Annotated in this window: 24 protein-coding genes; 13 read left to right on the top strand and 11 right to left on the bottom strand. The window is 63.8% G+C overall.

The window, feature by feature from the left end:
- Positions 1-123: 123 nt before the first annotated feature.
- On the top strand, positions 124-2,457 hold the full coding sequence (locus tag IFT60_RS06600) for a TonB-dependent receptor (RefSeq protein WP_192050804.1): 2,334 nt from the start codon (positions 124-126) through the stop codon (positions 2,455-2,457).
- A gap of 76 nt (positions 2,458-2,533) precedes the next feature.
- Positions 2,534-3,214 carry a Fe2+-dependent dioxygenase gene (locus tag IFT60_RS06595; protein ID WP_192050801.1) on the top strand — a complete coding sequence of 227 codons (681 nt, stop codon included), beginning with the start codon at positions 2,534-2,536 and terminating at the stop codon, positions 3,212-3,214.
- Between the two features lie 250 nt (positions 3,215-3,464).
- Here the strand turns inward: IFT60_RS06595 and IFT60_RS06590 are convergent, their stop codons facing one another.
- Positions 3,465-3,935, bottom strand: a complete 471-nt coding sequence (locus IFT60_RS06590) for a hypothetical protein (protein WP_192050798.1) — start codon at positions 3,933-3,935, stop codon at positions 3,465-3,467.
- 255 nt (positions 3,936-4,190) lie between these two features.
- Between IFT60_RS06590 and IFT60_RS06585 the strand changes: the two genes are divergently transcribed.
- Positions 4,191-4,640: a DUF4844 domain-containing protein gene (locus tag IFT60_RS06585; RefSeq protein WP_197986239.1), complete on the top strand. Its 450-nt coding sequence runs from the start codon at positions 4,191-4,193 to the stop codon at positions 4,638-4,640.
- A gap of 218 nt (positions 4,641-4,858) precedes the next feature.
- Here IFT60_RS06585 and acnA read toward each other — a convergent pair whose 3' ends face one another.
- The 4 genes from acnA to IFT60_RS06565 form a co-directional block, all read right to left on the bottom strand.
- A complete protein-coding gene (gene acnA / locus IFT60_RS06580; RefSeq protein WP_192050793.1) occupies positions 4,859-7,567 on the bottom strand; it encodes an aconitate hydratase AcnA in 2,709 nt (902 codons plus the stop codon).
- Positions 7,568-7,655: 88 nt separating this feature from the next.
- Positions 7,656-8,219 carry a hypothetical protein gene (locus IFT60_RS06575; protein WP_192050791.1) on the bottom strand — a complete coding sequence of 188 codons (564 nt, stop codon included), beginning with the start codon at positions 8,217-8,219 and terminating at the stop codon, positions 7,656-7,658.
- Positions 8,219-9,208: an HpcH/HpaI aldolase/citrate lyase family protein gene (locus IFT60_RS06570; protein ID WP_192050789.1), complete on the bottom strand. Its 990-nt coding sequence runs from the start codon at positions 9,206-9,208 to the stop codon at positions 8,219-8,221. Before IFT60_RS06570 ends, IFT60_RS06575 begins: the two co-directional genes overlap by 1 nt.
- Before the next feature lie 99 nt (positions 9,209-9,307).
- The gene (locus IFT60_RS06565; protein WP_192050787.1) at positions 9,308-10,297 is read right to left on the bottom strand and encodes a malate dehydrogenase; all 990 of its coding nucleotides are present in this window, start codon (positions 10,295-10,297) and stop codon (positions 9,308-9,310) included.
- Between the two features lie 260 nt (positions 10,298-10,557).
- Between IFT60_RS06565 and IFT60_RS06560 the strand changes: the two genes are divergently transcribed.
- The 8 genes from IFT60_RS06560 (at position 10,558) to rnk (ending at position 17,771) form a co-directional block, all read left to right on the top strand.
- Positions 10,558-11,325 carry a GntR family transcriptional regulator gene (locus IFT60_RS06560; protein WP_192050784.1) on the top strand — a complete coding sequence of 256 codons (768 nt, stop codon included), beginning with the start codon at positions 10,558-10,560 and terminating at the stop codon, positions 11,323-11,325.
- A gap of 311 nt (positions 11,326-11,636) precedes the next feature.
- Positions 11,637-12,059, top strand: coding sequence for a succinate dehydrogenase, cytochrome b556 subunit (sdhC, locus tag IFT60_RS06555; RefSeq protein ID WP_192050782.1), 423 nt, complete (start codon positions 11,637-11,639; stop codon positions 12,057-12,059).
- A 2-nt stretch (positions 12,060-12,061) separates the two neighbouring features.
- Entirely contained in the window at positions 12,062-12,430 is a 369-nt protein-coding gene (gene sdhD / locus IFT60_RS06550) for a succinate dehydrogenase, hydrophobic membrane anchor protein (protein WP_192050780.1), read from the top strand.
- 2 nt (positions 12,431-12,432) lie between these two features.
- On the top strand, positions 12,433-14,211 hold the full coding sequence (sdhA, locus tag IFT60_RS06545; protein ID WP_192050777.1) for a succinate dehydrogenase flavoprotein subunit: 1,779 nt from the start codon (positions 12,433-12,435) through the stop codon (positions 14,209-14,211).
- Between the two features lie 28 nt (positions 14,212-14,239).
- Positions 14,240-14,950: a succinate dehydrogenase iron-sulfur subunit gene (locus tag IFT60_RS06540; RefSeq protein ID WP_192050775.1), complete on the top strand. Its 711-nt coding sequence runs from the start codon at positions 14,240-14,242 to the stop codon at positions 14,948-14,950.
- Between the two features lie 373 nt (positions 14,951-15,323).
- Positions 15,324-15,587: an FAD assembly factor SdhE gene (locus IFT60_RS06535; protein WP_192050773.1), complete on the top strand. Its 264-nt coding sequence runs from the start codon at positions 15,324-15,326 to the stop codon at positions 15,585-15,587.
- Positions 15,588-15,641: 54 nt separating this feature from the next.
- A complete protein-coding gene (gene gltA, locus IFT60_RS06530) occupies positions 15,642-16,943 on the top strand; it encodes a citrate synthase (RefSeq protein ID WP_192050771.1) in 1,302 nt (433 codons plus the stop codon).
- A gap of 420 nt (positions 16,944-17,363) precedes the next feature.
- A complete protein-coding gene (gene rnk, locus IFT60_RS06525) occupies positions 17,364-17,771 on the top strand; it encodes a nucleoside diphosphate kinase regulator (protein WP_192050768.1) in 408 nt (135 codons plus the stop codon).
- 15 nt (positions 17,772-17,786) lie between these two features.
- On the opposite strand, the gene IFT60_RS06520 is transcribed toward rnk, so the two are convergent.
- Complete coding sequence (locus IFT60_RS06520; RefSeq protein ID WP_192050766.1) at positions 17,787-18,167, bottom strand: hypothetical protein; 381 nt, start codon at positions 18,165-18,167, stop codon at positions 17,787-17,789.
- A gap of 123 nt (positions 18,168-18,290) precedes the next feature.
- Between IFT60_RS06520 and IFT60_RS06515 the strand changes: the two genes are divergently transcribed.
- Together IFT60_RS06515 and gluQRS are read left to right on the top strand one after the other, a co-directional pair.
- Positions 18,291-18,785: a nuclear transport factor 2 family protein gene (locus IFT60_RS06515; RefSeq protein ID WP_192050764.1), complete on the top strand. Its 495-nt coding sequence runs from the start codon at positions 18,291-18,293 to the stop codon at positions 18,783-18,785.
- 46 nt (positions 18,786-18,831) lie between these two features.
- Entirely contained in the window at positions 18,832-19,731 is a 900-nt protein-coding gene (gluQRS, locus tag IFT60_RS06510; protein ID WP_192050761.1) for a tRNA glutamyl-Q(34) synthetase GluQRS, read from the top strand.
- On the opposite strand, the gene IFT60_RS06505 is transcribed toward gluQRS, so the two are convergent.
- The 5 genes from IFT60_RS06505 to IFT60_RS06485 all read right to left on the bottom strand — a co-directional run bounded on the left by IFT60_RS06505 (position 19,728) and on the right by IFT60_RS06485 (position 23,904).
- Complete coding sequence (locus IFT60_RS06505; protein ID WP_192050759.1) at positions 19,728-20,309, bottom strand: CHRD domain-containing protein; 582 nt, start codon at positions 20,307-20,309, stop codon at positions 19,728-19,730. The two genes, gluQRS and IFT60_RS06505, sit on opposite strands and share 4 nt — an antisense overlap.
- 214 nt (positions 20,310-20,523) lie before the next feature.
- Positions 20,524-20,985: a DUF421 domain-containing protein gene (locus IFT60_RS06500; protein WP_192050756.1), complete on the bottom strand. Its 462-nt coding sequence runs from the start codon at positions 20,983-20,985 to the stop codon at positions 20,524-20,526.
- Positions 20,986-21,072: 87 nt separating this feature from the next.
- Entirely contained in the window at positions 21,073-21,450 is a 378-nt protein-coding gene (locus IFT60_RS06495) for a hypothetical protein (RefSeq protein WP_192050754.1), read from the bottom strand.
- 280 nt (positions 21,451-21,730) lie between these two features.
- Complete coding sequence (locus IFT60_RS06490; protein ID WP_192050751.1) at positions 21,731-22,384, bottom strand: response regulator; 654 nt, start codon at positions 22,382-22,384, stop codon at positions 21,731-21,733.
- A complete protein-coding gene (locus IFT60_RS06485) occupies positions 22,381-23,904 on the bottom strand; it encodes an ATP-binding protein (protein ID WP_192050749.1) in 1,524 nt (507 codons plus the stop codon). The genes IFT60_RS06490 and IFT60_RS06485 overlap by 4 nt, the downstream gene beginning before the upstream one ends.
- Positions 23,905-23,986 lie beyond the last annotated feature (82 nt).

Raw genomic sequence — 23,986 nt, 5'->3', positions numbered from 1 at the left:
CCCATCGATACTTGCCAGATCAATCAATAAAAATCATAATACGAATCGTTCTCATTAATTCTACGGTTTCGCCTTGGGTAACGACAGGCGTGACCGGACTGGCAAACCCTCTTACCGATGACCATGACCACGATCCGCCCGGCAGTCCAGAGCACCTCCTTCATCCGCAGCCGCAAGCACGCGCGCGCCGCCGCGCCGGTATTGACTGGTTCCGCGCTCGCGGTGCTGGCCACGCTGGCCGCGCCGCTGGCGCTGGCCGACGGCGGCAATGCGGAGGTCGACCAGCAGCAGCCGGTCGCGAAAGTGGAAGTCACCGGCACCGCCCGCCGCGACGTGCAGGCGCCGGTGGTGTCGAGCTCGGACAAGTTCACCGCGCCCCTGCTGGACACGCCGAAAGCCGTCACCGTCATCCCCCAGGAAGTGCTCTCGCAAACGGCGGCCGTGACCCTGACCGACGCCCTACGCACCGTACCCGGCATCACCATCGGCGCGGGCGAGGGCGGCAACCCGGTCGGCGACAACGTCTTCATCCGCGGCTACAACGCCCAGACCGACACCTATGTCGACGGCATCCGCGACTCGGGTTCGCAATCGCGCGAAATCTTCAACCTCGAGCAGGTCGAAGTGGTCAAGGGGCCGAACTCGGCCTACGGCGGCCGTTCGTCGGCGGGCGGCGGCATCAACCTGGTGAGCAAATCGGCCCAGCTGGAGAATTTCAACAACGCCAGCATTGGCCTCGGCACCGACAAGTACCGCCGCGTCACCGGCGACATCAACCGCACGCTGGGCAACAATGCCGCCTTCCGCCTGAACGTGATGGCACACGAGGCGGACGTGGCCGGCCGCGACGTCGTCGGTGGCGACCGCTGGGGCATCGCGCCGACGATCACCTTCGGCATGACCGGCCCGACGAAAGCCATCCTCAGCTACTACCACATGGAGTCGAGCGAGATCCCGGACACCGGCATCCCGTTCAACAATCCGTTCGCCAGCGGCGTCAACGTCCCGCGCAACGGCAACGGCACCCCGATCGACGTTCCGCGCGACACCTTCTATGGCCTGGTGAACCGCGACTTCCGCGACACCGAAACCGACATCGGCACGATCGACCTGCGCCACGACTTCGGCAACAACCTGGTGCTGCGTAACGTCACTCGCTACGGCAAGTCGAAGAACGACTTCGTCTGGACCCAGCCCGACGATTCGAAGGGCAATGCGGTCCTGTTCGGCACCGTCTGGCGCCGCGCCAACACCCGCGTCACCGATACCGAGACGATGGCCAACGCTACCAGCCTCACCGGCAAGCTGGGCACGGGCGCCGTCAAGCACAGCTACAACGTCGGCGTCGAGATCAGCCGCGAGCAGACCGAGCGTTCCTCGTACCTGTTCGCGCCCGGCACCAACAACCCGCTGACCGGCACCTTCACCTGCCCGACCTCGGGTGCAACCACGCTGTACAACTGCACCACGGCCGTCAACCCGAATCCGTACGACCCGTGGGTCTACACCCGCAGCGTGTCGCCGGCGCGCACCGACGTCAAGACCAACACCCGCGCCGTCTACGGCTTCGACACCATCGAATTCAATCCGCAGTGGATGCTGAACCTGGGCGTGCGCTGGGACGAGTTCAAGACCCAACTCCACACGGCGGCGAACGGCGCCACGGCCGCCACCAACGCCCGCGTCGACACCAGTTTCACCACCTACCAGGCTGGCCTGGTCTACAAGCCGAGCGCCAACGGCAGCGTCTACGTCTCGTATGCCACCTCGGCCACGCCGCCGGGCAACGATGCCGGCGACGGCTTCGACGCGCTGACGGTGGCCGTGCAAAATTTGCAGCCGCAGGAAAGCAAAAACTTTGAACTCGGCACCAAGTGGGAAGTTCTGAGCAGCCGCCTGTCGCTCAATGCCGCCCTGTTCAAGAGCGAGATGAACAATGCCCGCGTCACCGCGCCGGACGGCACCACGCAAAACGTCGGCCGCCGCGAACTGAAAGGCCTGGAACTGGGCTTCTCGGGCAAGCTGACCAATGCCTGGCAAGTGTTCGGCGGCTATACCTGGCTCGACGCGATCGTGGCTGACAACGGCTTCGTCAACGTCGGCACCGCGGGTGCGCCGCGCTACGAAGCGTCGCCGTTCAACGGCAACGTGTTCCCGACCACGCCGAAGCACAGCGCCTCGCTCTGGACTTCGTACGCGTTCAACAAGGAATTCAGCGCCGGCATCGGCATGAACTATGTCGACAAGGTCTACGCCAACGTCAACAATACCAAGTACGCGCCGAGCTATACCCGTTTCGATGCGATGGCCAGCTATAACCTGAACAAGAACGTCTCGTTCCAGCTGAACGTCCAGAACCTGGGCGACAAGCTGTACTTCGACCGCGTCTCGTCGCCGCATTATGCGGGTGTGGGCGCCGGCCGCTCGGCGAGCCTGACTGCCAACCTGAAGTTCTAAACACGCAGATATGTTTCGCACGGCCCTCCTTGCTTGAAGCGGGGAGGGCCGTGCTTTATTGAAAAGGCTTGATGCCATGATGCTGCACATCCCCGGCGTACTCAGCCCCGAACAAGTCGCACAGATGCGCGCGCGTCTGGCGGCGACCGACTGGATCGACGGCCGCGCCAGCGTCGGCCCCCAGGGCGCGCAAGTCAAGCGCAACCGCCAGCTGGCGGAAGGGTCGCCGCTCGCCGTCGAGCTCGGCCAGATCGTCAGCGCCGCCCTGATGGCGCACCCGCTGTTCTTTTCCAGCGTGCTGCCGCTGCGCATCCTGGCGCCCTACTTCAACAGCTATGGCGGCGGCGAACACTACGGCCTGCACGTCGACGGCGCCATCCGCGCCCAGCGCCCTGGGCTGCCGGCGATCCGCGCCGACGTCTCGACCACGGTTTTCCTGAGCGAACCGGACGAATACGAAGGCGGCGAACTGGTGGTGGTCGATGCCTATGGCACCCATGAGGTGAAACTGCCGGCGGGCGACGCCATCGTCTATCCGTCGGGCAGCGTGCATCAAGTGCTGCCGGTCACGGGCGGCGAACGCATCGCCTCCTTTCTCTGGACCCAGAGCATGGTGCGCGACGACGCCAAACGCGCCATGCTGTTCGAGCTCGACACCCATATCCAGGCGCTGCGCACGGCGCATGGCGAATCGGAGGCGACGGTCGGGCTGACGGGGCATTATCACAACCTGCTGCGGATGTGGGCGGAGGTGTGATGCACACCGGTTGGACGTATCGTTAAATTGGAGCGAAGGAAAGTAGGGTGGGCGCCCCGTGCCCACGCGTAAACGTCGCACCGTATTGGCTTCGTTTTAAGAAAGACCCAGCCAACACGATGCAGACTTCACGCGTGGGCACGGGGCGCCCACCCTACAGGTCGACCGAGAGGGTAGGGTGGACGGCTCCGCCGTCCACGCGGTGATACGCGCAACGCCATCCGCCGCGCGAGGTATTCGATGAGGGCGTTTAGCGGCGCAGCACCAGCGCCCGCGAGTAAATGAAACGCACGCCATAATAAATCGCTGCGCCAGCCGCCGCGAAGATGGCCGCCGCGATCATCGGCAGCACCGCCCCGAAGGTCCAGGTCATGCCGACCACGAAGCCGAGCACGCAGGCGGCGCGGTGGATCGGATAGAACAGCGCGAGCAGGGCCAGCCCTTGCACCATGTTTTCGGTCGCGGTGCTTTGCCCGGCCGTGAACAGCAGCGACAGCACGGCGCCGAACACTAGCGCGCCCGTGAAGGCGGCGAAATCGCCATGCGCGGCGTGTGGCCGGGCCTGGCGCCGGCGTTCGACGCGGCCGAGGAGAAACCACGCCAGCAGCGGCAGCGTCAGCAGGCCCCACCAGTTCGACAGCGCCGGCAAGCCCGGATCGGCCAGCAGGTGGTGCGCCGGCACGCCGCCGTGCAGGTGCTGCCAGCTGAGCAGCAGGGTCATTATCGAAGCGATCGCAAGAGTTGCTGTTGTACGCATGGACACCCCCAGGTTGTCTCTTCCATTCTCCAGATTATTGACGAATTTTCAAGCAAAATTTTGTATGCATGGGGAGCCCGGGTGCGTGAACCATCTGTGCTTCTGCCAGGCCGGGCAAGGCCACGGGGGTTGTTGCTTCGATAACCGATCCATGCGAGGATGGCCGGCCATTTGCTCGCATATGAACGAGGAGTTGCTACCTGCATGAAGTACCTGGCCATGATCGTCATCCTGGTTGCCGCCATCGTTGCCGCCGGCGTCTCCGGACTCAGTTTCTATCTATGGCCAACCTTCCTGGGAGACCACCGCCTGAACGTCACGCCGGCCATGCTGGCGCGCCTGGACGAGTTGAAGCGGGAGCACAAGTTCGGACCCGATGCGGCGAGCTTCTACCCGGGCGCGCGTAACGAAGCGCAACGCGCCGCTGCACAATTGGTGGCAGACAATGTGATCCAGGCGCTGATCGACGACCTGCCGGCGCATCCGCGCCGTGCGGTCGTGCTTGGCCATTTCAAGCGGGCGCTCGCAGGGTTCACGACGATCGAGTCGGAGGAGCGCGACCGCATGCTGTTCTATCTGGAACGCGCGCTCGACATCTGCGGGATTGAAGGGTCATCGCAATTGTTCACTGTCTGGCGCTATGGTTTTCCTTATGGGTGGTTTTTCTGATTGCGGTTGGCACGAGGTGCTTTTCGTGGCCTGATCTACCTTGCAGCGACGCGAGGTTTCTGGAGCGGGTTGAACGCGTGGGCCTCGGCGGCCCCGCAGGGACCCGCCCACCCTACGTCCTGCTGCGAACGGGAACGATGAATAAAAAAAGGGCTGGAACCCGTGAAGGTTCCAGCCCTTTGTCTTCACCAGCCCGCCGCGAGGCGGGCCTTCGACATTTACGCAGCCAGCAGCTGGCGCAGCACGAACGGCAGGATGCCGCCATGCTTGTAGTAGTCGACTTCGATCGGGGTGTCGATACGCAGCAGCACTTGCACTTCCTGCGATTCGCCGTTTTCGCGGTGAATGACCAGGGTGGCCAGCTGTTGCGGCTTGATCTCGCCTTCCAGGCCCTTCAGGTCGAAGGTTTCCTTGCCGGTGATGCCCAGGGTTTCGACGCTGTCGGTGCCGATGAACTGCAGCGGCAGCACGCCCATGCCGACCAGGTTCGAGCGGTGGATGCGCTCGTACGAACGCACGACGACCGCCTTCACGCCCAGCAGTTGGGTGCCCTTGGCTGCCCAGTCGCGCGACGAGCCGGTGCCGTACTCTTCGCCGCCGAACACCATGGTCGGGGTGCCCGCCGCCACGTATTGCATGGCCGCGTCGTAGATCGACATCTGTTCGCCGGATGGCTGGTGGATCGTGATGCCGCCTTCGACTGCCGAACCGTCTGCCTTGGCCGGGATCATCTTGTTTTTGATACGCACGTTGGCAAAGGTGCCGCGCATCATGATCTCGTGGTTGCCGCGGCGCGAGCCGTAGGAGTTGAAGTCGGCCTTGAGCACGCCGTGATCCTTCAGCCACTTGCCCGCTGGACCGTCTTCCTTGATGGAACCGGCTGGCGAGATGTGGTCGGTCGTGATCGAGTCGCCGAACACGCCCAGCGCACGGGCGCCGGTGATGCCGGTGGCAGCTGCTTTCGGGGTCATTTCGAAGTCGCTGAAGAACGGCGGTTCGGCGATGTAGGTCGACTCAGGCCAGTTGTACACTTGCCCTTCGGTCGACGACACGCGTTCCCACAACTCGCCCGGGTTGCCCTTGACGTCGGCGTAGTTCTTCTTGAAGACTTCCGAGTTCATCGCGAAGCGCATCAGTTCGCCCACTTCCTGGCTCGACGGCCAGATGTCGCCCAGGTAGACGTCGACGCCATTGCTGTCCTTGCCGACTGGCTCGGTCATCAGGTCGCGCGTCATGTTGCCGGCGATCGCGTAAGCGACGACCAGCGGTGGCGAGGCCAGGAAGTTCGAACGGATGTTCGGGTGGATACGTGCTTCGAAGTTACGGTTGCCCGACAGGACGGCCGACGCGACGATGTCGTTCTGGACAATCGCGGCGTTCAGTTCCGGGGTCAGGTCGCCGGCATTGCCGATGCAGGTGGTGCAGCCATAGGCGGTCACGCCGAAGCCCAGCTTTTCCAGGTAAGGCAGCAGGCCGGCGGCGGTCAGGTACTCGGTGACGACGCGCGAGCCAGGGGCCAGCGAGGACTTGATGTGCGGAGCAACCGTCAGGCCGCGCTCGACGGCTTTCTTGGCCAGCAGGCCGGCGGCCAGCAGCACGCTCGGGTTCGAGGTGTTGGTGCACGAGGTGATGGCGGCGATCAGGATGTCGCCGTTTTTCACGCGCACGCCGTTGGTCGTCTCGTAGACCTTCGACAGGTCTTCAGGCGCCTTGTTAAAGCCATTTTCAGTAGTAGGTTTGCTGAACAACTCGGTGAAGTTGTTCTTCACGTTGCCCAGTTCGATACGGTCTTGCGGACGCTTCGGGCCGGCCAGCGATGGCGTCACGGTCGACAGGTCGAGGTGCACGATGCGGGTGTAGTCGATCTCGCCTTCTTGCGGGATGCCGAACATGCCCTGGGCCTTGTAGTAGTTCTCGAAGGCGGTCAGTTCTTCTTCGGTACGGCCGGTGCCGCGGAAGTAGTCGACGGTGGCTTCGTCCACAGGGAAGAAGCCCATGGTCGCGCCGTATTCAGGCGCCATGTTGCCGATGGTGGCGCGGTCGGTGGTCGACAGCGAACGGGTGCCCGCACCAAAGAATTCGACGAACTTGCCGACGACTTTCTCTTTACGCAGCAGTTCGGTGATGGTCAGCACCAGGTCGGTCGCGGTGCAGCCTTCGCGCAGCTTGCCGGTCAGGTTGACGCCGATAACGTCCGGGGTCAGGAAATAGACCGGCTGGCCCAGCATGCCGGCTTCGGCTTCGATGCCACCCACGCCCCAGCCGACTACGCCGACGCCGTTGATCATGGTGGTGTGCGAGTCGGTGCCGACCAGGGTGTCAGGGTAGTAGGTCTCGCCTTGCTTCATGACGCCGCGCGCCAGGTACTCGAGGTTGACCTGGTGGACGATGCCGAAGCCCGGAGGCACGACGCCGAAGGTGTCGAAAGCCTGCATGCCCCACTTCATGAATTGGTAGCGCTCGTTGTTGCGCTGGAATTCCAGTTTCATGTTCAGGTCGAGCGCGCCCGGCTCGCGGAAGTGGTCGATGGTGACCGAGTGGTCGACGACCAGGTCGACCGGCACCAGTGGCTCGATCTTCTTCGGATCGGCGCCATTGCGGGCGGCGACGTTGCGCATCGCGGCCAGGTCGGCCAGCAGCGGCACGCCGGTGAAGTCCTGCAGCACGACGCGGGCAACGACGAAAGGAATCTCGTCGGTGCGCTCGGCGGTCGCGCTCCAGTTCGCCACCTGGCGGACGTGTTCTTCGGTGACCTTCTTGCCGTCGCAGTTACGCAGCACGGACTCTAGGACGATACGGATCGACACCGGCAGGCGCGACAGGTTCACGCCCAGGCTTTCGCCCAGCGCCGGCAGCGAATAGAACTGGCCGGACGCACCCGCTGCCAGCGGGAAGTCCTTCAGCGTGTTCAGGGTGTTGCGAGACATAAGCTCTCCTTCAGTAGGGGTCTCTTGTTATTGCGTCAATTCGTTATAAGAATATCGGGCAACGGGGCGCCGATGCCCGATTGGTTCTTCAGGCGTCGGCTTTCTTCGGTTCCGAAGCGGCAGCAACGACAGGCTTGCTTTGCTCGGCATTCTTGCATTCATTGGCCAGCTGGCGGTTCAGGCGCGAGTCGAGCAGGATGCCCTTCGACGGGATGCCGATCCAGATCAGGCGGAAATTGGTGTTCTCGAAACGCAGCGCGCCGGTGGTGGTGCCGACCCGCTCCAGGCGGTGCAGGCGCTTCTTCCAGCGCAGCGCGATGTGGGCGTCGTCGTTCTCGTTCGAGTAGATCGTGACCTTGTTGTTCAGCTCGCAGGTGTACTCGGTGACCTTGGTATCGGTGATGTCCGGTTCGGCTTCGTCGGCCGGCGCCCAGTTGTCGGCGGCGGCGGCAGTAGCGACGGTCGCTGCCGCAGCGGCGGCTGCTTTCTTCGACTTCGATGGCTTCGCGGTCTTAGCTTTCCTGGCCTTCAGGACGTCTTCCGCCTTCGGGTGGTTTTTCTCGGGAGCGGCCGAGACAGGAGCAGCGCACAGGGCAATAGCCGCGAACGCGAAAGCGCCGGCGGCGAACAGGTGTTTGGGGGAGGTGGCCATTAGTGGGATTCCGTTTGGTTGACGATTGCCGCCGCGGATTCAGGCAGCGCCAGGCCGGCCAGCTTCGCGCGCTGCAAAACGGTCCAATAATATCGGTAGCTGGCGCGGTCGTGCAAGCGCCCATGTTGAGCAATCGGACCCCAATTCACCGCCATCGCTTCCTGCAAAATGTTGGTGGCTTCGTTCACTTCCGACAGACGGGGCGTAAACGCCTTGACGATCGGTTTGATCTGGTCGGGATGGATGCTCCACATGCGCGTAAAACCGAATTCGCCGCCGGCACGTTGTGCATCGTTTGCCACAATCGCGCTGTCTTTGATCTCGGTCGTCACATTATGCGAGGCCACCTTGCCGTGCGCATGACATGCCGCAACCATCTCCAGCTTGGCGCGGACAACTAATGGGTGAGAAAACTGTCCCGGGGTGCGCATCGCACCGGCGGGAATCGCACCGAAGTGCGAGGAAACGAAATCCATGATGCCGAACGACAGGCACTCGACCTGGGGCAGGGCGGCGATCTCGTAGGCGTCGTGCAATGCGCCGTGGGTTTCGATCAGCACGTGTACCGGCAGCGCCGCGCGCCCGTTCGGCACGGCGACGCGGTTGATGATTTCCAGCGCGCGCCGTACGTCGTCGATGCCGCTCGGTTTCGGCAGCACGACATAAGCCAATTGATTGGCGGCAGCGCCGACGATGGTGACCACGTCCTGCACGAAGTGCTGGCTGTCGATGTCGTGCAGGCGCACGCCGATGCGTTTGAAACGGTTGTCTTCGCTGTTCACGAGCGCGGCGACCAGCTGGGCGTGCGCGGCTTCGTTGCCGGCGGCGGCGCCGTCCTCGCAATCGAAGGTGATGTCGAAGACGGGGCCAAGCTCTTGTTGCAGGGCCATCGACTTGCGCATCAGCTTCTCCGAGCCGCAATAGTGATCGCAGGCGGGAAGCAGGAGCGGCTGGCGTTTGCCCTGGAATAAAACCTCGGAAGGGTGCATGGTGGGTTTAGTAGTAGAAACAGCCGTGCCGCCCAGGAGGCGGCACAGAAAGTTCAGCGGATGGGCATGCCGTGCCGGCCCATCCGCCGCGGTGTCAACTCAGGCCAGCAGGTGGGCTACGCCTTCGCGCTCTTCCGTCAGCTCTTTCAGCGTCAGGTTGATGCGCTCTTGCGAGAACGCGTCGATCTCCAGGCCTTGCACGATGGTGTACTCGCCGTTTTCGACCGTGACCGGGAAGCCGAACATGGTGCCTTCAGGGATGCCGTAGGAACCATCCGATGGGATGCCCATCGTGGTCCACTTGCCGCCGGTGCCCAGGTGCCAGTCATGCATGTGGTCGATCGCCGCGTTGGCGGCCGATGCGGCCGACGACGCACCGCGCGCGTCGATGATGGCGGCGCCGCGCTTGCCGACGGTCGGCAGGAAGGTGTCGCGGTTCCAGGCGTCGTCGTTGATCGCTTCCTTGACCGAGGCGCCGTCGATGGTGGCGAAGCGGTAGTCGGCGTACATGGTTGGCGAGTGGTTGCCCCAGACAGCCATCTTTTCGATCGAACCGACCGGCTTGCCCAGCTTGGCAGCCACTTGCGACAGCGCGCGGTTGTGGTCCAGGCGCAGCATGGCGGTGAAGTTTTTCGCCGGCAGGCTCGGCGCCGATTTCATGGCGATGTAGGCGTTGGTGTTGGCAGGGTTGCCGACCACCAGCACCTTGACGTTGCGCGCAGCGACGGCGTCGAGCGCCTTGCCCTGCACGGTGAAGATCTGGGCGTTGGCTTCCAGCAGGTCCTTGCGTTCCATGCCAGGGCCGCGTGGACGCGCGCCGACCAGCAGGGCGAACTCGACGTCCTTGAACGCGGTCATCGGGTCCGAGTGCGCGGTCATGCCGGCCAGCAGCGGGAAGGCGCAGTCGTCGATTTCCATCATGACGCCCTTGAGGGCTTTCTGTGCTTTTTCGTTGTCGATCTCCAGCAGCTGCAGGATGACCGGCTGGTCTTTGCCCAGCATGTCGCCGTTAGCGATACGGAACAGCAGCGAATAGCCGATCTGGCCGGCAGCGCCGGTAACGGCAACGCGCATTGGGGTTTTAGCCATGATGAATCTCCAAAAGTGGGAATGAAAACGGTCGAAGCCGAGGATACGCCTGTCCGCGAAAACTGCAATCATACCAAAACGGACATCGATCCCGTAGGCGTCCTGCATATGGCGCGAGGCCTGCCTGGACACCCGATCGACCGCGAGTGTAGTCCTCGCCTGTTCTACCTGTCAATTGATATCATATGTCTTATATAAGACACATATGTTGCCATGCGCACACTGGACGGAACGGGGCTTTTGTGGTGAAATCGTGGTCTATGAATTCCGTCCCGACCAACCCTTCCGGCGAGGGGCCAGGCAGCAATGCTTCGCCATCGTTCCGGCCGTTGTATCAGCAAATCAAGGCGCTGATCACGCACAGCCTGCAATCCGGAGAGTGGAAGCCGGGCGAGTTGATGCCGAGCGAAGTCGAACTGGCGGCTCGCTTCAAGGTCAGCCAGGGCACGGTGCGCAAGGCCATCGACGAACTCGCTGCCGAGAACCTGGTGGTGCGCCGGCAAGGGAAGGGCACCTTCGTTGCCACCCACCACGAAGAACGCGCGCATTTCCGCTTCCTGAAACTGATGCCCGACGAGGGCGTGCCCCACCATCCCGAGAACCGCATCATCGAGGTCAAGCGCATCCGTGCGCCGGCCGAGGTGACGCGCCTGCTCGAGCTGAAATCGGGCGACGCCGTCGTCTACATCAAGCGCCTGATGTGCTTCGACGGCGCGCCGACCATCCTCGAAGAGTTGTGGCTGCCGGGGCAGGTGTTCAAGGGGCTGACGGCCGAGCGGCTGGTCGAGTACAAGGGTCCGATGTACGGCCTGTTCGAGTCGGAATTCGGCACGCGCATGATCCGCGCGACCGAGAAGATCCGCGCGGTCGGGGCCGATGCCGCCGCCGCCGAATATTTGAACGTGGCCGAAGGTACCCCCTTGCTGGTGGCGGACCGGGTGTCGTTCACCTACGGCGACCGCCCGGTGGAGTTGCGGCGCGGCTTGTATCTGACGGCGCAGCATCATTACCAGAACGAGTTGTCGTGATACGTGATGCAAGCCGTAGGGTGGACGGGTTTCCCGGCCACGCGGTGGTACGTAGCAGCGAGATCATCCGGCACGATATCGGACCCGACAAGTATCACCACGTGGACGGCGGAGCCGTCCACCCTACGAAAAGCGGACCGTCAGCACGTTCGTTCGTATGCGTATAAAATATGTTGTTAGCAAGAAATCGCCAAACAAAACCCGGTTCCACGTTTATCCCACGAATATTCGGAGAATGTGTCTTGGTGCGCCGCAAAAAATCGGCGAAAATTAAGGGTTAATCACATTTTGTCAGTTAAGGGAGGTGTTGTATGTCCGAGGCCATAACAAAGCAGCAAAAGAGAGGACAGCCGATTCGTAATATCAATATTGCGGATATCACTACGCATTACAAGATGCCGCCATCGGCCATCGTGTCGATCCTGCACCGCATCAGCGGTTTCGGGCTCTTCCTGATGTTGCCTTTCCTGTTGTATTTGCTCCAGGAAAGCCTGCGTTCGGAAATCTCGTACTACCACTTCGGCGGCATCGTCGACAACGCCTTCACCAAGATCATCCTGCTGGGCCTGATCTGGGCCTATGCGCACCATTTCACCGCCGGCATCCGCCACCTGTTCATGGACAACCACATTGCCCTGGACAAGGACGCCGCCCAGAAGACCGCACGCTGGGTGCTGGTCATCAGCCTGGTCCTGACCGCCCTCTGTGGCCTGAAACTGTTCGGAGTATTCTAATCATGGCAAGCAAGAATAATATCGGCCAGCGCCGCCTCGTCGTCGGCGCCCACTACGGTGTGCGTGACTGGCTGGCGCAGCGCGTCACCGCGATCCTGATGGTGGTGTACACCGTCATCCTGCTCGCCACCTTCCTGACCGCACAAAACTTCACCTACGAAGGCTGGGCGTCGCTGTTCTCGCGCCAGTGGTTCAAGCTCTTCACGGCAGTCACCTTCTTCGGACTGTTCTACCACGTGTGGGTCGGCGTGCGTGACATCTGGATGGACTACGTCAAAAACGCCGGCATCAAGCTGGCCTTGCAGTGCATCACCGTGCTCCTGCTGGTGGCATACGCCGTGTGGACTGTGCAAATTCTCTGGAGTGTTTAATCGTGGCAGCATTTAATTCTGCAATCCCTACCCGCCAGTTCGACGTCGTCATCGTCGGCGCGGGCGGTTCCGGCCTGCGCGCCGCACTGCAACTGACCGAAGCCGGCCTGAACGTCGCCGTGCTCTCAAAAGTGTTCCCGACCCGCTCGCACACCGTGGCGGCGCAGGGCGGCATCGGCGCTTCGCTGGGCAACATGAGCGAAGACGACTGGTACTGGCACATGTTCGACACCGTCAAGGGCTCGGACTACCTGGGCGACCAGGATGCGATCGAATTCATGTGCCGTGAAGCACCGAAAGTCGTCTACGAGCTGGAACACTTCGGCATGCCGTTCGACCGCAACACCGACGGTACGATTTACCAGCGCCCGTTCGGCGGCCACACCGCCAACTTCGGCGAAAAGCCGGTCCAGCGCGCCTGCGCCGCGGCCGACCGTACCGGCCATGCGCTGCTGCACACGCTGTACCAGCGTAACGTTCGCTCGCGGACCCACTTCTTCGTCGAATGGCAAGCCCTCGACCTGGTGCGTAACGCCGACGGCGACGTGCTGGGCGTGGTCGCCCTCGAAATGGAAACCGGCGACGTCATGATGCTGCAAGCGAAGACCACGATCTTCGCCACCGGCGGCGCCGGCCGCATCTTCGCCGCCTCGACGAATGCCTTCATCAACACCGGCGACGGCCTGGGCATGGCGGCACGCGCCGGCCTGCCGCTGCAGGACATGGAGTTCTGGCAGTTCCACCCGACCGGCGTGGCCGGCGCGGGCGTCCTGATCACCGAGGGCGTGCGCGGCGAGGGCGGTATCCTGATCAACTCGAACGGCGAACGCTTCATGGAGCGCTATGCGCCGACCCTGAAGGACCTGGCGCCGCGCGACTTCGTCTCGCGCTCGATGGACCAGGAAATCAAGGAAGGCCGCGGCGTCGGCCCGAACAAGGACCACGTGCTGCTGGACCTGCGCCACATCGGCGCCGATACCATCAAGAAGCGCCTGCCTTCGATCCTGGAAATCGGCCACAAGTTCGCCAACGTCGATGCGACCAAGGAACCGATCCCTGTCGTTCCGACCATCCACTACCAGATGGGCGGCATCCCGACCAACATCCACGGCCAGGTCGTCGCACCTGACGGCAGCGGCAGCCAGAAGATCGTCAACGGTCTGTACGCGATTGGCGAATGCGCCTGCGTCTCGGTGCACGGCGCCAACCGCCTTGGCACGAACTCGCTGCTCGACCTGCTGGTGTTCGGCCGCGCGGCCGGCAACCACATCATCGGCCAGAAGCTCAAGGCCCAGGGCAACCGCGCCCTGCCGAAGGACTTCGCCGACTACGCGCTGGATCGCCTCAACCGCCAGGAAACGGCGAGCGGCAGCGAAAAGGTGCAGGACGTCGCCAACGACATCCGCGCCACCATGCAGAAGTACTGCGGCGTGTTCCGCACCCAGGCCCTGATGGACCAGGGCGTGGCCGAAATCATGAAGCTCGACGAGCGCCGCAAGCACGTCTCGTTCAAGGACAAGTCGAAGGTGTTCAACACCGCCCGCATCGAAGCGATCGAACTCGACAACCTGATCGAAGTGGCCAAGGCGACCATCGTGTCGGCTGCGGCACGCAAGGAATCGCGCGGCGCCCACGCCCACAGCGACTACGAGCAGCGCGACGACGAAAACTGGATGAAGCACACGTTGTTCTTCTCGGAAGGCAACCGTCTCGACTACAAGCCGGTCGTGACCAAGCCGCTGACGGTCGATACCTTCAAACCGAAGCCACGTACGTTCTGATCCACGAAAAATTATTTAGGTAAACCACATGGCACGCACAGTCCAACTGAAGATCTACCGCTACGATCCGGACAAGGATTCGAAGCCTTACATGCAAGACGTCACCGTCGAACTGAAAGACACCGACAAGATGCTGCTCGACGCGCTGCAGCGCATCAAGTCGGACGTCGACGATTCGCTGGCCCTGCGCCGCTCGTGCCGCGAAGGCGTCTGCGGTTCGGACGCGATGAACATCAACGGCAAGAACGGCCTGGCCTGCACCACCAACCTGAACGAACTGAGCCAGCCGATCGTGCTGCGTCCGCTGCCGGGCCTGCCGGTCGTGCGCGACCTGATCGTCGACATGACCCAGTTCTTCAAGCAGTACCACTCGGTCAAGCCGTTCCTGATCAACGAATCGATCAAGCCGGAAAAAGAGCGCCTGCAATCGCCTGAAGAGCGCGAAGAGCTCGACGGCCTGTACGAGTGCATCCTGTGCGCCTGCTGCTCGACCTCGTGCCCGTCGTTCTGGTGGAACCCGGACAAGTTCGTCGGTCCAGCCGGACTGCTGCAAGCCTACCGCTTCATCGCCGACTCGCGCGACGAAGCCACCAACGAGCGCCTGGACAACCTGGAAGACCCGTACCGCCTGTTCCGCTGCCATTCGATCATGAATTGCACGGACGTCTGCCCGAAGGGCCTGAATCCGAACAAGGCGATCGGCAAGATCAAGGAATTGCTGGTTCGCCGGGCGATCTAAGGTCGTTGGATGTTTTCAGCCGGCGCCGTATTGCCAGCCGTGAACCGCGTGGGCACAGGTGCCCACCCTACGTTACGCAACAGCCAACGTAGGGTGGACGGGTCCCCCGTCCACGCGTTCAACCGGCGGTTGTGCACCGTAGGGTGGGCTCTCCGAGCCCACGCGGTACACCGCATGAAAGCAGGCGACCCACGAACTCGTCGCCCGCACCCCAGGCAGCACCCGGACACCGCATCACGTCCATCACGGGAGCGCAATTTCGGATATATTCCCCCGCATTGCGCCCAAAGTATTGCAATAAATACAGTAGAAGTACGGTACTGCCGATTCCCGGCAGCCGGAGTATAGTGTTGACCCAACAACGGACTCTAGAGTGACGCATCAATCCGATCCTGCCAACCGTGCCCGCCTGCGCTGGCGTGCGCGCCGTGGACTGCTCGAAAACGACCTGATCCTCACGCGCTTCCTCGATGCGCATGAGGCGAGCCTGACGGATGACGACGTCGATGCGCTGACCCGCTTGCTCGACCTGGCGGACAACCCGCTGATGGACCTGCTGCTGGGCCGCGCCGAGCCCGAAGGCGAGGTCGACCTGCCGCAGGTGCACGCCTTGCTGGCGCGCCTGCGCGAAGCGTGAGCGAACTCGCATTCGTTTCATATTTTGTAGATCCACTCCCAAGAAGGAAGTGCCATGAATATCTCTGATACCAAAGCCACCCTGTCGTTCTCCGACGGCAGCCCATCGATCGACATGCCGATTTACAAAGGCACGATCGGCCCGGACGTCGTCGACATCCGTAAGCTGTACGGCCAGACCGGCAAGTTCACCTACGACCCGGGCTTCATGTCCACCGCCGCCTGCAACTCGAGCATCACCTACATCGACGGCGACAAGGGCGAGCTGCTGTACCGCGGCTACCCGATCGAGCAGCTGGCCGAGAACTGCGACTTCCTGGAAACCTGCTACCTGCTGCTGAACGGCGAACTGCCGACCGCCGAGCAGAAGAAGACCTTCGACGACACCGTGACCAAGCACACGATGATCCACGAGCAGATGAACTTCTTCTTCCGCGGCTTCCGCCGTGACGCGCACCCGATGTCGGTCCTGGTCGGCACCGTCGGCGCCCTGGCCTCGTTCTACCACGACTCGCTCGACATCAACGACGCCAAGCAGCGCGAAATCTCGGCGATCCGCCTGATCGCCAAGCTGCCGACCCTGGTCGCCATGGCCTACAAGTACTCGGTCGGCCAGCCGTTCATGTATCCACGCAACGACCTGTCGTACAGCGCCAACTTCATGCACATGATGTTCGCCAACCCGTGCGAAGAGTACAAGGTCAACGACGTGCTGGTGCGCGCCCTCGACCGCATCCTGATCCTGCACGCCGACCACGAACAGAACGCATCGACCTCGACCGTCCGCCTGGCCGGTTCGTCGGGCGCCAACCCGTTCGCCTGTATCGCTGCCGGCATCGCCTGCCTGTGGGGTCCTGCCCACGGCGGCGCCAACGAAGCGGCCCTGAACATGCTGAAGGAAATCGGCACGGTCGAGAACATCCCTGCCTTCATCGAGAAGGTCAAGGACAAGAACTCGGGCGTCAAGCTGATGGGCTTCGGTCACCGCGTGTACAAGAACTTCGACCCGCGCGCCAAACTGATGCGCGAAACCTGCCACGAAGTGCTGGAAGAACTGGGCCTGCAGGAAGACCCGCTGTTCAAGCTGGCGATGGAACTGGAACGCATCGCGCTGGAAGACGAATACTTCGTGTCGCGCAAGCTGTACCCGAACGTCGACTTCTACTCCGGCATCGTGCAGTCGGCACTGGGCATCCCGGTCTCGATGTTCACCGGTATCTTCGCAATGGCGCGTACCATCGGCTGGATCGCCCAGTGGAACGAGATGATTGCCGATCCGGAGCAGAAGATTGGCCGTCCGCGTCAGCTGTTCGTGGGTTCGCCTGTTCGCGACGTGCCGGGGATCGACCAGCGTTGATTGTCAGGCGCGTTGGATGAGAAGCGGGCTTCGGCCCGCTTTTTTCGTTGATGGGGCTATACTGGGGCTGTCTCTTCTCTGCGGCATCGTTGTTGGCACGCTTTGCGGTATGCATGCGGTGTAACGCGTGGACGGAGTCCACCCTACGGTGCACGCCGTTAGCAGCTTTGTTTGTCCTTTGCGGCTTTTTACTGACCTATGAATCCAACCAGCTACTTGCAGGCTTGTGGTTCGTCCCTGAACGAGGGAGGTCGTCGTTCGTCCATTTGCATCCTCACCACGCGAGATCTCGCCTGGCTCTCCCGGGCTCGGTGAGGAAATCCGGCCGGCTTCGCGCCATCCGTCCTCCCGAGCCACCTCCACTGTATCGACCTTCTCCACACCCCGCGGAGCATTCCCTTTTCGACTATGGAGTTACAAATGAGACCACCGATCGTCGTATCCTCGCTCGACATGGAGCGCCTTGAAACATTGCTCGATTCGCTGCCCGCTGCACAGGCCGGAACGCGCGACACGCTGCTCGACGAACTGGCGCGCGCCGAGCTGGTCGAGCCGGAAGACATGCCGCAGGACGTCGTTACCATGAATTCGCGCGTGCGTTTTGTTCTCGACAATGCGCCGCAGGAATTCGACCTGTCGCTCGCCTATCCGAAAGACGTCGATGGCGGCGGCGACAAGCTGTCGGTGCTGACGCCCGTTGGCAGTGCGCTGCTGGGACTCAAAGTCGGCGACAGCATCGAATGGACGCGCCCGGACGGCGGGCGCTTCGACGTGACCGTGCGCGAGATCGTCTACCAGCCGGAGCGGGCCGGCGACCTGCACCGCTAGGCGGCCTCAGCGGCCTCAGTGACATACCCCGCGCAGCTTGGCCACCGCGATGAAGGGCAGGGCCAGCACGCCGCCGAGGAAAAAGGTCGGCTGGTGTTTCAGGCCATCGGCGTGCAGGCAATCCGGCAGGCGCGCGTTGGCGAAATCCGTCGCGAATTGTTTGCCGGGCGTTGGGCTGGGCGTGGCTGCCCCAAAGCGGCGTCCATCGGGTGCGGGCTCGGCGGGCAAATCCTTGAGGGCGGCGCGAATGACGTCTTTGTCCAAGCGCGCACGCAGTGGCAGCCGTGTGGCCTTTTCTTCCGCATTGGCTGCGGCAAGCGCGGGAGGCGTCACGGCGGACGGGGCCGCATTGGCCTGCAGCGGCAAAGCGAGCACGCACAACAGGAACAGGCGCATACGCAATTGAAGAGAAGTAATGTTGCTGAATGTATACCTGAACTAAAATAGTTTGGCAATTTGTACACTTGGTTACATATGGCTGTGTAGAATCTGATTTTTCCGTCAACATTCAGCACACTCATGAAACGTCTGTTGCTTGCCTGCTCCCTGTTCCTGTGCGCCCTGGTGGCACAGGCCGATCCCGTGCTGAAGAAACAGGTGAATGCCTTTGTCGACCGCTGGCACAGCGATGCGGCCCATGCGCGTCCCGCCTATTTCGACAAGATCGCCAAGGATGGCATCTATATCGGCACCGACAAGGGCGAGCACTGGCGCCGCGATGAATTCAAAACCTGGGCCAAACCTTATTTCCAGCGCAAATCGGCCTGGGCTTTCAAGGCCCTGCGCCGCAATGTCTATTTTTCCGAAGACAAGTCGATGATCTGGTTCGACGAACTGCTCGACACCCAGATGGGCACCTGCCAGGCCAGCGGCGTCATGCGCCGCAAGGGCGACAGTTTCGAGATCGTGCACTACCAGCTGTCGATGGCGGTGCCGAACGAAGTCGGCGACCAGGTGACGCGCCTGATCCGCGACTTCGAAGCCAAGGAAGGCTGGAAGGGCGGGCCGAAATAAGGCCATGTGGTAAGGTAACGCCCGTCCCAGCTACCTCGTATCACCTGTGAGCCCCACCTACATCGGCCGTTTCGCGCCTTCGCCCACCGGGCCGCTGCATGCCGGCTCGCTGGTGGCGGCCGTCGCCAGTTACCTCGACGCGCGCGCCCATCATGGCCAGTGGCTGGTGCGTATCGAGGACATCGACGAAGGCCGCAGCGTGGCCGGCGCCGACAGGGCGATCCTGGCGCTGCTCGATGCGCTCGGCATGCAGTCGGACCTTGACGTCGTCTGGCAGAGCCGCCGCAAGGACCTGTATGCAGCGGCGGCCGAACGCTTAGGCAGGCACGCCTATCCGTGCGGCTGCAACCGCCGCGAGATCCTCGATTCCCGCCTTGGCGTCGCACCGGACGGCGCGGCGATCTATCCGGGCACCTGCCGCCACGGCCTGGCGCCGGGGCGTTCCATGCGCAGCCTGCGCCTGCGCGTGCCCGATGCCGGCGCCGACACGATCACCTTCCTCGACCGCTTTGCCGGCCCCATGACCCAGCACCTGCACAGCGAGTCGGGCGACTTCGTGCTGAAGCGCGCCGACGGCTACTGGGCCTACCAGCTGGCGGTGGTGGTCGACGATGCCACGCAGGGCGTGACCGACATCGTGCGCGGCGCCGACCTGATCGATTCGACCGCGCGCCAGATTTACCTGCAGCGTTTGTTGGGCGTGCCGACGCCGCGCTACCTGCACGTGCCGGTGGTGCGCAATGCCGATGGCGAGAAGCTGTCGAAGCAGACCGGCGCGCTGGCCGTGCTGCCGGGCGACGAAGCGGCGGCCATCGAAGCGCTGATGGACGCCGCGCGCTTCCTCGGCCTGCAGTTTGCGCGGCCGGTGTCGCTCGCCGCCTTTTGGGAACGGGCGATTCCCGCCTGGTCAGCGATGCTGGCCGAACGGGAAGCGCGCGCCAGCTAAGTGCGCCGCCGCCGCGCCAGCATCCCCACGCCTGCCATGCCCAGCCCGAGCATGCCCCAGGTGGCCGGCTCCGGAATCGGCGCCGCCACCACGAAGCCGCGGATCTCGCCGGCGGGGAATTCGGTCGTGTGGATGTTCAGGTAGGCCTGGTTGCCATTCATCGCCTCGAGCAATGCCGCGCCGGCCGAGGCCGCGGTGCCGCCGAACGCGGTCAGGAAGGCCGGCGCGTAGGTCGCCGCGTCGCTCAGGTCGAAGGCTTGCGAATAGATCCCATTCGTGACCCCGGTCGGGAAATCGGCGAAGGGCAGGGCGATCGGCGCAGTGCCGGTAAAGGCGTCCGTGGTGCAGCAGTGGATGTGCGCCGCGACGCTGGTGCCTACAAGATCGCGGAACGGCACTTCGGCACGCAGCAGGTTGCCGTCGATTTCGAAGCTGGCGACGCTCGAACCGGGCGAATCGTTCGGTGGACTTTCGGACGGGCCGCTGGCCACCGCCTTGTAGGTGGTCTGGGCCTGAGCGGCGAGCGGTGCGAACACCAGGGCCGCGGCAAGCGCCAGCAGGGACACATTGTGTTTCATGGCAAACCTCCTGATCAGGAAAGAGTCCAAGGCGCCACGGTGTGGCGCTGCCAAAAAAATTAGCACATCAGGAGTGGGGCTCCCACACGGTACGGATGGGCAGGAGCCGCTGAGCAATAAGCTCCGGAAGAAATTGAACGCACGAAAATGATACAGATTTGGCGTGCATCTCCCCTGGGTGAATCATGTCGAGGACGCGGCACGTCAAGTCAGGTCACTTTTTCTTCTGGATCGTGATCTCGCCGTCCGCCTCAAGGTAAGCAGTCTGCATCTCCGACCTGGAACAGTCCGCCGTGCGCAGCGACTGCTCCAGGTCGGACTCGGTGATGCGGCATTGTTTCACGACCTTGTCGAAGAATTGGCCGTCGCTGCCGATCTGGATGGCGGTGCCGTCGAGGATGACCGAGGCGCGCTTGCTCCAGGCGGAGAGCATGGCCACGGACGAGTTGAGGACGATCAGCGTGGCGGCGATGATCAGGCCACCACTGAGCGAGTCGTCGCCGCCGGACAGGGAATTCGAGACCGCTTCCGACAGCAGCATCACCACCAGCAGGTCGAAGGGCGTCAATTGGCCGACCGTGCGCCGGCCCGACAAACGCACCATCACGAGCAGCGCCAGGTAGACGACCGCGCCGCGCACGACGAATTCCCACCATTCCAAATCCATATCGAACATCGCCGCCCCATTGACTGAAATCTGATGCGCCGATTCTAATCATTTTGCTAACAGGGTGGCGTTCGTCACGCATGGGTCGGCTTGCCGTCAGCGTTCGCTGCGATGGTATTGATAACTGCGCAGCTGGAACACCATGCGTCCATCGACCCGTTCACAGCGGCCGCGCATCGTTTCGCCCAGACCGGGCGTGAAGGTGAGCAGGCTGCCGTTTGCCTTGCCATGGCAGGCGGCGTGGGCTTCGGCCGGGACTGCGGGCGGTGGTGGCGGAGCGGGCGGAGGGGGTGGGGCAGGGGGAACCGGGGGCATCGGATGCCCAGGTAGCGCTGGTGGCGCAGGCGGTGCCGGCGGCGCTGGCGGTGCGCTCCAGGTCGCGTCCTGTCCGGTCCTGGCGTCGGTGCGGTCGGCGGCCTCGCCGCTGCCCGGGATGAGCAGCAGGGCGACAAGCGCGATGGAAAGTGGGTGCATCTGGTTCTCCTTGTGGTGCGGCGCGCGGAAGGTAGCGCCAATGCAGCGACTGTGCCTGCCGAATGTGGAGAAAGGATGGAGGTATACAGACCTGTAGGGTGGGCGGCTATACCTGGGCGCATGGCTGCCTGCTGCCTGGATGCCGCCCACGCGTTCAACAAGCATGTGAAACCTCGCGACGAATCACTGGCTGGTTGGACGCGTGGGCGGCGCAAATGCTGCGATACGCGAAAGGAAGAGGTGTAGCCGCCCACCCTACAGGTCTGTGCTTCGTTAGGCTTCAAGGATCGAAGCGGTACCCCAGGCCGTAGATCGAGCGGATCGGCTCCAGGCCCGGTGCCGCGGCCTCGATCTTGCGCCGCAGGTTCTTGACGTGGCTGTCGACGGCGCGGTCGGTGACTTCCAGCTTGTCCTGGTGCGCGGCGGCGAGCAGCTGGGCGCGCGACAACACCTGGCCGGGGCGGCGCGCCAGTGCGGCCAGCAGGTCGAATTCGGTCGGCGTCAGGTCGAGCGGCTGGCCATGCACGCTGGCGCGCCGGGCCGCACTGTCGATCGCCAGCGGCCCGATTGATGCGCCGCTGCGGCGCAGGATGGCCTTGATGCGCGCCACCAGTTCGCGCGGGCTGAACGGTTTGCAGAGGTAGTCGTCGGCACCCAGTTCGAGGCCGAGCAGGCGGTCGATTTCTTCCACGCGCGCCGTCACCATCACGATCGGCACGCTGGAAAAGGCGCGTACTTCGCGGCACAAGCTCAGCCCGTCGAGGCCGGGCAGCATCAGGTCGAGCACGACCAGTGCGGGAACCTGCGCACGGATCGCGGCCAGCGCCACGGCGCCGTCGCCGAATACCACGGGATTGAAACCGGCCGCGCGCACGTAGTCGGCGACCAGGCTTGCCAGTTCCGGCTCGTCTTCGACGATGGCGATGGTGTTCATGAGGTCGACAACGCCAGCGAAACGGTCACGCGCAGCCCGCCCAGCGCCGAATGCGCGATGCGCAGCGCGCCGCCTTGCGCCTCCAACAGGCGCCGGCACAGCGCCAGGCCCAGTCCGGCGCCGCCGCCCGTGCGGCTGCGTGAGGCGTCGACGCGGTAGAAGCGCTCGCCCAGGCGCGCCAGCGCTGCATCGGGCACGCCCGGCGCGCTGTCGTCGAGGTGCAGTTCGACGCGTCCGGCGCCCACCTCGGCCGAGAGCAGCAGGCGGCCGGGCGCGCTCGTATAGCGCAGGCTGTTTTCGAACAGGTTGCGCAGCACCTGGCGCATGCGGTCGGGGTCGGCCAGCACGGCGGCATGCGGCGGCGGCTCTGCCCATTCCAGCACCAGCCCGGCCGCCTGCAGGCGATCCCCAAACGCGTCCGCTTCCTCGCGCGCGAGCTGCCACACATGCAACGGTTCGCGCCGGCAGTCAAGGGCGCCGACGTCGGCCCGCGCCAGCGCATACAGGTCGTCGATCGTTTTGGAGAGCGCGAGCACCTGGCGCAGCATTGCGGCGACGTGAATCGGATCGGCATTGCGCACGCCATCCTGCAGCGCTTCCAGTTGGGCGCGCAGCACCGCCAGCGGCGTACGCAATTCGTGCGAGGTGTCGGCCACCCACTGGCGGCGCGCATCTTCCGCCCCTTCCAGGCGCGCCGCCAAGCGATTGAAATGCTGCGCCAGTTCGCCCAGTTCATCGCTGCGGCCGTCGACCAGGCGCGTCTCGAAGCGGCCCTCGGACAGCAGCCGCGCGCCTTGCGCCAGGCGCCCGATCGGACGGCGGAAGTGCGCCGCCAGCAGCGTCGCCACCAGGGCGCTGAGCAGCACGCTGCTGGCGGCGATGGGCCACAGGCTGGAGCCGAGCTGCTGCAGGAAGGTATAGGCCAGGGCATCGGTCGGCCGCGCCGTGCGCGCCACCGCCAGCGCACCGACCGTACGGCCGTCGACCATGATCGGGCGCCGCGCCAGGGGCAGGGTGCCGGGCGGACGGCCGGCGATGCGCTTGCCGGCGGCGTCGAACAGGGTGATGCGCGACTGCAGCGGCGCGCCGTCGTCGGGGGCCGGTGCGTCGGCGAGCGCGGGCGGCGGCAGTGGCGGCAAGGGAGGCGCCGGCGGCGCGGGTGGGGCGGGCGGCGTAACGGGTGGGACGGCGCCGGTTGCGGAAAAAGGCGCAACCGGCGCGGCCGGCGCAGGCGGTCTTGCAAAGGCACGCGCCTCGCGCTCATCCTGCAAGCGCGCCAGCTCGCGCGCAATCCACTCGCGCCGGCCGCTCGCCGGCACGAAGTCCCAGCTGCCATGCCGGGCGTAGCGCCGCGCCAGCTCGTTCGACAGTTCGTCGAGCCGGTCGAGTTCGATCTGGACGGCGTAGTCGCCGAAGCCCTCGAGCACGTTCTGGCGCAGCAGATAGACGGCACTCGCCGCCACCGCCAGGATGGCCAGCAGGACCGAGGCAAACAGGCGAAGGCCGATCGATATTTTCAAGAGGCGCGCAGTGAAAGTGGTGGCACGCCATTCTAGGCCAAGCTTGCGGCCGGACGAAAAAAACGCCCGCCCGCCGCGAACG

The organism is Massilia sp. CFBP 13721, assembly GCF_014842025.1.
Taxonomy (GTDB): Bacteria; Pseudomonadota; Gammaproteobacteria; order Burkholderiales; family Burkholderiaceae_D; genus Telluria.
Note: the sequence above shows the minus strand (reverse complement) of the source record. Positions and strands in the feature narration are given on the sequence as shown.

What these genes read in the sequence shown, in the direction of transcription:
- IFT60_RS06585 (WP_197986239.1), top strand. Translation starts at nt 4,191, where the DNA reads ATGATCGTCATCCTGGTTGCCGCCATCGTTGCCGCCGGCGTCTCCGGA.
- IFT60_RS06520 (WP_192050766.1), bottom strand. Translation starts at nt 18,167, where the DNA reads ATGCGCCTGTTCCTGTTGTGCGTGCTCGCTTTGCCGCTGCAGGCCAAT.
- IFT60_RS06490 (WP_192050751.1), bottom strand. Translation starts at nt 22,384, where the DNA reads ATGAACACCATCGCCATCGTCGAAGACGAGCCGGAACTGGCAAGCCTG.
- gltA (WP_192050771.1), top strand. Translation starts at nt 15,642, where the DNA reads ATGAATATCTCTGATACCAAAGCCACCCTGTCGTTCTCCGACGGCAGC.
- IFT60_RS06500 (WP_192050756.1), bottom strand. Translation starts at nt 20,985, where the DNA reads ATGTTCGATATGGATTTGGAATGGTGGGAATTCGTCGTGCGCGGCGCG.
- sdhC (WP_192050782.1), top strand. Translation starts at nt 11,637, where the DNA reads ATGTCCGAGGCCATAACAAAGCAGCAAAAGAGAGGACAGCCGATTCGT.
- IFT60_RS06515 (WP_192050764.1), top strand. Translation starts at nt 18,291, where the DNA reads ATGAAACGTCTGTTGCTTGCCTGCTCCCTGTTCCTGTGCGCCCTGGTG.
- sdhD (WP_192050780.1), top strand. Translation starts at nt 12,062, where the DNA reads ATGGCAAGCAAGAATAATATCGGCCAGCGCCGCCTCGTCGTCGGCGCC.
- IFT60_RS06570 (WP_192050789.1), bottom strand. Translation starts at nt 9,208, where the DNA reads ATGCACCCTTCCGAGGTTTTATTCCAGGGCAAACGCCAGCCGCTCCTG.
- acnA (WP_192050793.1), bottom strand. Translation starts at nt 7,567, where the DNA reads ATGTCTCGCAACACCCTGAACACGCTGAAGGACTTCCCGCTGGCAGCG.
- IFT60_RS06600 (WP_192050804.1), top strand. Translation starts at nt 124, where the DNA reads ATGACCACGATCCGCCCGGCAGTCCAGAGCACCTCCTTCATCCGCAGC.
- IFT60_RS06540 (WP_192050775.1), top strand. Translation starts at nt 14,240, where the DNA reads ATGGCACGCACAGTCCAACTGAAGATCTACCGCTACGATCCGGACAAG.
- IFT60_RS06575 (WP_192050791.1), bottom strand. Translation starts at nt 8,219, where the DNA reads ATGGCCACCTCCCCCAAACACCTGTTCGCCGCCGGCGCTTTCGCGTTC.
- rnk (WP_192050768.1), top strand. Translation starts at nt 17,364, where the DNA reads ATGAGACCACCGATCGTCGTATCCTCGCTCGACATGGAGCGCCTTGAA.
- IFT60_RS06560 (WP_192050784.1), top strand. Translation starts at nt 10,558, where the DNA reads ATGAATTCCGTCCCGACCAACCCTTCCGGCGAGGGGCCAGGCAGCAAT.
- IFT60_RS06590 (WP_192050798.1), bottom strand. Translation starts at nt 3,935, where the DNA reads ATGACCCTGCTGCTCAGCTGGCAGCACCTGCACGGCGGCGTGCCGGCG.
- IFT60_RS06565 (WP_192050787.1), bottom strand. Translation starts at nt 10,297, where the DNA reads ATGGCTAAAACCCCAATGCGCGTTGCCGTTACCGGCGCTGCCGGCCAG.
- IFT60_RS06505 (WP_192050759.1), bottom strand. Translation starts at nt 20,309, where the DNA reads ATGAAACACAATGTGTCCCTGCTGGCGCTTGCCGCGGCCCTGGTGTTC.
- IFT60_RS06495 (WP_192050754.1), bottom strand. Translation starts at nt 21,450, where the DNA reads ATGCACCCACTTTCCATCGCGCTTGTCGCCCTGCTGCTCATCCCGGGC.
- IFT60_RS06595 (WP_192050801.1), top strand. Translation starts at nt 2,534, where the DNA reads ATGATGCTGCACATCCCCGGCGTACTCAGCCCCGAACAAGTCGCACAG.